This is a genomic window from Rothia nasimurium (assembly GCF_928392795.1).
In the GTDB taxonomy this organism is placed as follows: domain Bacteria; phylum Actinomycetota; class Actinomycetes; order Actinomycetales; family Micrococcaceae; genus Rothia; species Rothia nasimurium_F.
In genome coordinates, this window is the sequence record NZ_CAKMTJ010000016.1 from 1 (window position 1) to 6,778 (window position 6,778).

The following is a 6,778-nucleotide window of genomic DNA, read 5'->3' on the forward strand; positions in this document are numbered from 1 at the left end:
CGGTGAGTACTCAAAAGAATGAATACCAGCATCAGAGCGCACCGATGTAAGCTGGTGAGCCTCATCATAGGTATAAAGGCGCAACCCATCAACAGGGTCTTCTTCCCCAATGACTAGACCTGTGCTGTTGTAGTAGGTTTTGAACTCTACGAGCTCACCCGTCGCTGGGTGAGTGTTGGTACTGATAGTTACCCAACCACCGTCTGCGCGGTAGCGTGTTTCAGTAGGTTCTGCGGTATCAGCAGGGGTCTCTGGTACCACGGTAGGTACAGCGTCGAAGGAGCGCACTAGGGCACCTGTGGCGTCGGTAATCTTGACCAGAGCAGCAGTAACAGCGTTGTAGTGGTAGGTGAGTTCTTCTCTGCCAGTAGCAGTAGAACGTAGTGCGGAGGTTAGCAGACCGGTATGAGCGGCGTAGGTGTAGTGAGTGCTTACTCCATCTACGGTTGTGGAAGCGGTGGCCCCATCAGGGGTGTAGGTATATGAAACGCAGGTATTACTTCCCTGAGCATGAGTGTTCAGTGCACCGCTAGTGGAGCGATTGTACTCACTTACCCTGCCAAGCCTGTCATGGCTCAGAGTGTGGATTGTAGGAACAAGGTCCTTGGCGATAAGGTCGGTGCCAAAGGTTGTGTAATCGTATATTTTCACGGTACGAGTGAGAGCCTCTCGCTCAACTCGAGCAATGAGCTGCTGGTTAAAGAAGCTTTTTTCTAGCAGGCCAGCGGCATCATATGAGTAGGAAAGCTCACCACCATCTGGGTTAACCGTTGTCACTAAACGCCCCGCAGCATCGTATGAGGCACGTGTTACCCGCCCGAGTGAATCAGTAGCGCTCACCAGCTGATGAGCAGCGTCATAGGTGAAACGTGTTACCGCGCCATGAGCATCAGTACGGGCCGCTAGCAGACCATCAGCGGTGTACTCAAAACGAGTCACTCCACCCAGGCCGCTGACCGCTTTCACCAGCTGGCCAGCAGCATCATAAGCAAAACGACGGCGCCCAAACTTCGTATCAAAAGCGCTCGTTACTCGACCGCACACATCATACCCGTAGCGGGCAACACCAGTATTGGTTCGTTGAACCAGCACACGAGAAACCGCATCATACGTCAGCTCCTCAAAAGCACCAGAAGACGAAGCCCTCCCTACAACTCGCGAGTCAGCATCGTAAGTCAAAGTAGTGGTAACGCCCGCCGGATCAGTCATGGTCCAAGGACGGCCGCACTCATCGTAGTTAAAGGACGTAACCCGCCCCTCGGGCGAGGTAATGCTGGTAATTTCACCGCGGGCGTCCCTACCTAACACAGTAAGATGGCCTTCAGCGTCCAAAATCTCAACCACATTACCGGCTGCATCATAGGTAAAGACTTCCTCAGAACCGTCCGGGGTGCTTTCCTTGACCGGTCGGCCGTAGGCATCAAAATGTGTAGTGTAAGAGCCGAAAGCATCAGTAATGGTCTGGATGCCTGACGAACGATTCAATTGAGCACTCGTACGAACCCCCGTTGGATCAATGAGCGCCGTGACTTCACCGTTAACATCAAACTCACGAGCCCACATATGCCCCAGAGGATCAACAACACCTACATTTTGCATCAGCTCGTCGTAGTTGAAGACCCAGGTAGAGCCTGAGGGAGTAACCAGGGAACTCACGTTCCCCATAGAATCGAAGCTGCGAGCAGTCCGACGCCCAAGCGGGTCAACAACTGCCACCACATCACCAGCTACACCGTACTCGTAGGTGGTGACAGCCCCAGCAGGATCCTTCACCTCAGTTAGACGGTCACCCACACCGTAGGTAAAACGCCACACGGCCCCGTCAGCATCTTCACGAGCTACCAGATGCCCAGCCCCATCGTAGGTAAAGGCTGTACGTGCACCTAGAGGGGTTACAAGCTCCGTGACGCGGCCAGAAGCATCCCGCTCAAAACGTGTCGTGTGCCCAGCAGCATTCGTTACCCCCACTAGGTCACCCAAAGCATCGTAGGTAAAAGTCACCCCTACACCGGTGGGCCCTAGCATGCTCATTAAGAGACCATCACGCCACACCATTTCTGTGCGACCGCCTAAAGCATCGATAAGAACGGCAGGGTTACGCTGCTCGCCAGTGGAATCTGCATACTCGTAAGACAGAACCGCCCCAGAAGCAGTCATCATAGTTATCAGACGGTCATGTTCATCCCATTGGCAGGTAATATCAGCGCCTTCAGGAGTGACTTCACGGGTCAAAAGACCCCGCTTATTGAAGAGGCGGACCGTAGTGGAGCCGTCACGTTCAGTGACGCTTACTCGGTTGTTGAAGGTATCGTAGCCCATAGACTGACGCTGCTGATTGGCATCGATCATACCGATCAGGCGGCCATGTTCATCACTGATCCAGGTGTTAGCGTGTGACCCGTCTTCGTTAGCTACCAGAGTTACTCCACCGGAGAGGTAGGAGTATCGGCGAACTACACCATGAGGGTAGTTTTGGGAAGAAACTCTACCTAGCTGATCATAGGTGTTCTCAACCTCGACGGTGCCGTCCGCTGCTGTAACGGCACTGATGAGACCTGCCTCGTTATAGGCGTAGCTGCGGGTACCAACGGCAGTAGTAGCAGATAGCAGGTGCCCGGTGCAGTCGTAGGAATACTCAACGCGACTACCCTCATGGCCCTGGATATAGGCCACGTATCCGCCTACGTATTCAATATCGATGAACCGCCCGCGGGAGTGAGTAATACGCGTAGGCAGATTCTCAGAATTATAGGTAAAAGTGATGACATTACCATCGCTTGCTTTGTGCCCCAGGTAGGTTCCTGCCGGTGAAAACACCCATATCTGACCTGCGTTGTCGCGGATAACCAGCAGGTTCTGGTGGTGAGTGTGTTCAGCCGGCAGTGATAGGCCAACGTGGTTGGGCTGCTCTTGAGTAAGCCATAGGGCATGAAGGTGTGCACGTTCCCAGCCCTGCCCTGCGCGAGGAAAAATGAGGTGCTGGCCGTCTTCTTTGACCCAGGTTGCTCTTTCATCGGTGAGAATAAGGCGTGAGTCAAGGGAAGAGGACCACCCAATGCCGAAGAGACCGGTTTGGTCGTTGCCGGCGTTGTACATGCGGGTGAAGGTCAGCGCGGACGACGCCCCGGTGTAGGTCAGGTCTGTTTCTGGTTCGATGAAGTTACCGGTTGCTGCATTGACGGGGTCACCGATGTAGCCTGCGGAAGCTTCTGTACCTCGGATTGTTGGAGCATCAACAGCCAGAGGAGTACGGGTGGCAGCAGGGCCAACGGACGCCTCTAAGGTTACATAGGGTATAGAAGCTACCTGACTTGCATCACCCGTAACGTTCTCAAATTCTGTGGCGATTTTCTCTAACCAAGTGTGTTCACTAGCGTTTTCATCACACCAGCGATTTATGGCCTCAACTACTTTGGCAGCATCGATAGGCGCCCAAGAACAATCGATTTGGTAGCTACTCAGAGCCCCTGAGAGGTTCGCAATTTTCTCACGTAATGCATCATCGCATGCTCGCAAGGTTCCTATTCCCTGGCGGATATTTTCGGGCACACCAGAGACTATAGCTATACCAGGGACATCAGCATGAATAGGGGCCTTAGGTGCTGTAGAAACTGACTCTAGGGGAGGAAGAGAAGGGGAATCAGGAACTTTGGCTTTTTCACTTAGACCAACCGCTTCTAAAAGGTCATCTACCATTTGTTCTAGCCGGTTTCTTTCCATATCTGCCTTGGCTTCTTCGTAGGCTTCAATAGCCCGCTCCACAAGATATTTAATCTCTTGAAGACGGGTGACCATAACCGGCAAGTCATTAGTAACAGTTCGTACGTTAGCGCGGTAGGTATCTGCATGCGGACCTTTAAAGTCTGTCAGGATAGTTCCGGCTGCCCCACTTCGAGTTGCGCTTTGGCTTTCGAGAGCATGCGCAGCTTCCTGTGCCTTGTTCTTAAGGTCTTCGGCGGTAGTTATGCTGAACGGGATTTTCTGATCGTTCATGAGGAAGGTAGGTCCTTAGGCAGATACGCGGGTGGAACAGGCAAGTCCCGCTGAAATTAGATAGCAGTTTAGTGCGTTGGGCAGACGAGAAACGCATAGGTAGGGCAACGAATGGGTTGCCCTACCTGCAGGGGAAAAGGTAAGTGTTTTTAGGCGCCGCCACCTGCGGTGAAGATATCCTGAGCAATCTTCTGCAGCTGCTGCTGAAGTTCTTCAAGCTCGGTGCGTGCCTTATCAAGAGCTGCACTGGTCTCGGGCCAAGTGACATCACGGAACTGCGCTGCCAGAGGGCCATCCCATACATCAGGCTGTGAGAGGGTTGAACCTTCACGGTTAAGGTTGTTGATCTGTTCGGTCAGACCGCCGTTGATGATGTTCTGGATGTTGTTGATGGCAGCCTTTGCCTGCTCAGTAGAGAGAACGCGTGACATGGTAGTCAACCTTTCATAAAACGGTGTGTTGAGCAGCTCAGAAGCAAGCAGACCGAAGCTGATCTAACTCTTGAACATGAGCCTAGTTATGAGGATACCCAAAAATTCCTTCCTTATCCCGCTAACTCTGTACGTACTTTAGTGCATACCAAGAAAATATTTTCAAATGCAAGTATAGGTTCCTGGAGACAAGGGGAAACATCGCGATGTGGGTCAAATATCCAACTGCTAGTTGTAGAAATTTTATGAGAAAATTTTATCTCAGATCGCTCTCAGCTAAGTTACTGATAAGTAACATTATCACCAGGATCATCTGCGTACCCTAATCGCGGGTTGTAATCACAAAATTGGAGCTTCTCAAGTCAGTAAAGTTACCCACCTGAGCAAGCACAGAACACTGCTCCGTAACAGATAGAGCAGTCACTTTGACACCGCTGGAATCCACCATAAGGCGCCCAGCACACCCATCCGAAAACCGTACAGGTTGCTGAGAACCAGCGATTGCCTGAAGCATCCCTGTAGGAGTTCCCCCGCTCTCCGACAGATAAAGCGGGTTTAGGGCGTCTTCACCGCTAGGCCATACAGGCAAAAGCGTCACAGGAACAACAGCCTGGCTGACCGTACGAGCAGGTACCTTCACCGCAATATCCGTTATCCGCTGAACAGGATAAGCCGTACTCTTGAAATCCTCTGAAGTAATAGCGGCGCTAGTCTGCTCTGATACCTGAGACAACCAGTCTTCTAGTTGCTGCTCATCAGCAATATCAGCTGACACAGAAGCTCTTACCTCATGCTGCTGGTTCGGCTGAATCTCAACACCCTGAATACTCCAACCGCACTCAACATTCATATCGGTAATAGAAGGCTGATTTCTCTCTGCATCAATGCCTTCCCATACAACGTTCGGGCAGCTGCCGCCCTCTGAAGTAGCAGGTAGCACTTCAAGAAAATCACCTGAAAGAGAAGCCTTCTGCGCGCTGTAGGTAACCGTTATATCAATTATTGAAGACGCCGGATCGTAGGTGGCCTCACGGCGCACAGCAAGACCAGTAGGCAACGGTGACTCCTGCTTTCCCATGACTGTAAAGGGGTCTGCCGGCCGAGCACTAGACGCCACTGCCCAATAGATAGCCCCACCAGAAGCTAACAGAAGTACAGCACCTAATACCCCCAACAATAAAGCCTTTGAGTTTTTCTTCTCCTTCTGCGCCCCTTCACTCACCTCCACTTTAGTTGTAGGGCGAGCCGGTCTCTTAACCTGTTGAGGTTTAATAACCGTTGCAGCTGAAGCCTCCCCCAGAAATGGCGCAGGAGCCTCGTCAGCGGACTCAACTGTATCTACAGCTTCTACCTTCAAACCCCTAACCACGGTCTGGGCGCGTGAAGAAACCTCAAAGTGTTCAGGAGCGTGAGCCGGTGATAACGCTGCCATATGCTCAAAACGAACCGCTAGCTCCCTGAGCCGGGCTGCTGCGTCCAGAGGGTGCAGACGCTGGTCCGGGTCTTTTTCGAGAAGAGAAAGTACCCCCTGCATCAGAGGTTGAGGCATATCAAGGAGCGGTACCTCAGAATTAACATGACGGTAGGCAATAGTAAAATCAGTTCCTTCACCCGCAAACGGGGTGCGGCCTGACAAGAGCTCGTATAGCAAGATTCCCGTTGAATAAACATCACCAGCAGGACCCGCTGCGCCCTGGGAGATGAGCTCAGGAGGAAGGTAATAGGGAGTACCCACAATGCCTGTTGTCTTAGCTCGATCAGCAGTAATAATAGATGAAATACCGAAATCAGTAACGTGCAAAGAATTTTCGAGCACACCTTCACCCGTAGCAGCAAACAAAATGTTGTCGGGCTTAATATCTCGGTGAACCACATTCTTGCCATGCGCGTAAGCCAACGTCTCAAGAATTGTTGCCGATACTCTAAGGGCCTCAGCAGGAGGCAGAGTTCCTTGACATTGCAAGATGTCTCGAAGAGAGCCTCCGCCATAGTAGTCCATCACTAAGGCCAAGGTATCGCCTTCAACAACAAGATCATGAACCCGCACAATATGTTCATGTTCTAGACCCAGCAGAACGGAACGCTCGCGCACAAAACGCTCAACGATAGCTGGGTCTTGAGCTAAATGAGGATGTAATATTTTAGCGACAAGAGGCTCATTGTTTTTGGCATGTTGAAGAGACCAGACCTGCCCAGAAGCTCCCTTACCCACACATTCAACTAAGGTATAGGATGCCCCCAGGGGGGCACCAGCTACGGCATCAGCCATACTTCTCCTCATAAACCACGCCAATATATATCAGGCTGCAGCCATGCAGACAGCCCAAAACAATCATAGCTACTTGAGTCAGACA

At 51.8% G+C, this 6,778-nt stretch carries 3 protein-coding genes; all 3 read right to left on the reverse strand.

From position 1 onward, the window contains the following. On the reverse strand, window positions 1–3,516 hold a 3,516-nt coding region (locus L6963_RS11565), incomplete at its 3' end, for a DUF6531 domain-containing protein (protein WP_237225470.1). Between the two features lie 626 nt (window positions 3,517–4,142). Beyond that, window positions 4,143–4,424 carry a pyrophosphorylase gene (locus tag L6963_RS11570; protein WP_237207704.1) on the reverse strand — a complete coding sequence of 94 codons (282 nt, stop codon included), beginning with the start codon at window positions 4,422–4,424 and terminating at the stop codon, window positions 4,143–4,145. Between the two features lie 322 nt (window positions 4,425–4,746). After that, window positions 4,747–6,693, reverse strand: a complete 1,947-nt coding sequence (locus L6963_RS11575) for a serine/threonine-protein kinase (protein WP_237207703.1) — start codon at window positions 6,691–6,693, stop codon at window positions 4,747–4,749. Between the last annotated feature and the right edge of the window lie 85 nt (window positions 6,694–6,778).

What these genes read in the sequence shown, in the direction of transcription:
- L6963_RS11575 (WP_237207703.1), bottom strand. Translation starts at nt 6,693, where the DNA reads ATGGCTGATGCCGTAGCTGGTGCCCCCCTGGGGGCATCCTATACCTTA.
- L6963_RS11570 (WP_237207704.1), bottom strand. Translation starts at nt 4,424, where the DNA reads ATGTCACGCGTTCTCTCTACTGAGCAGGCAAAGGCTGCCATCAACAAC.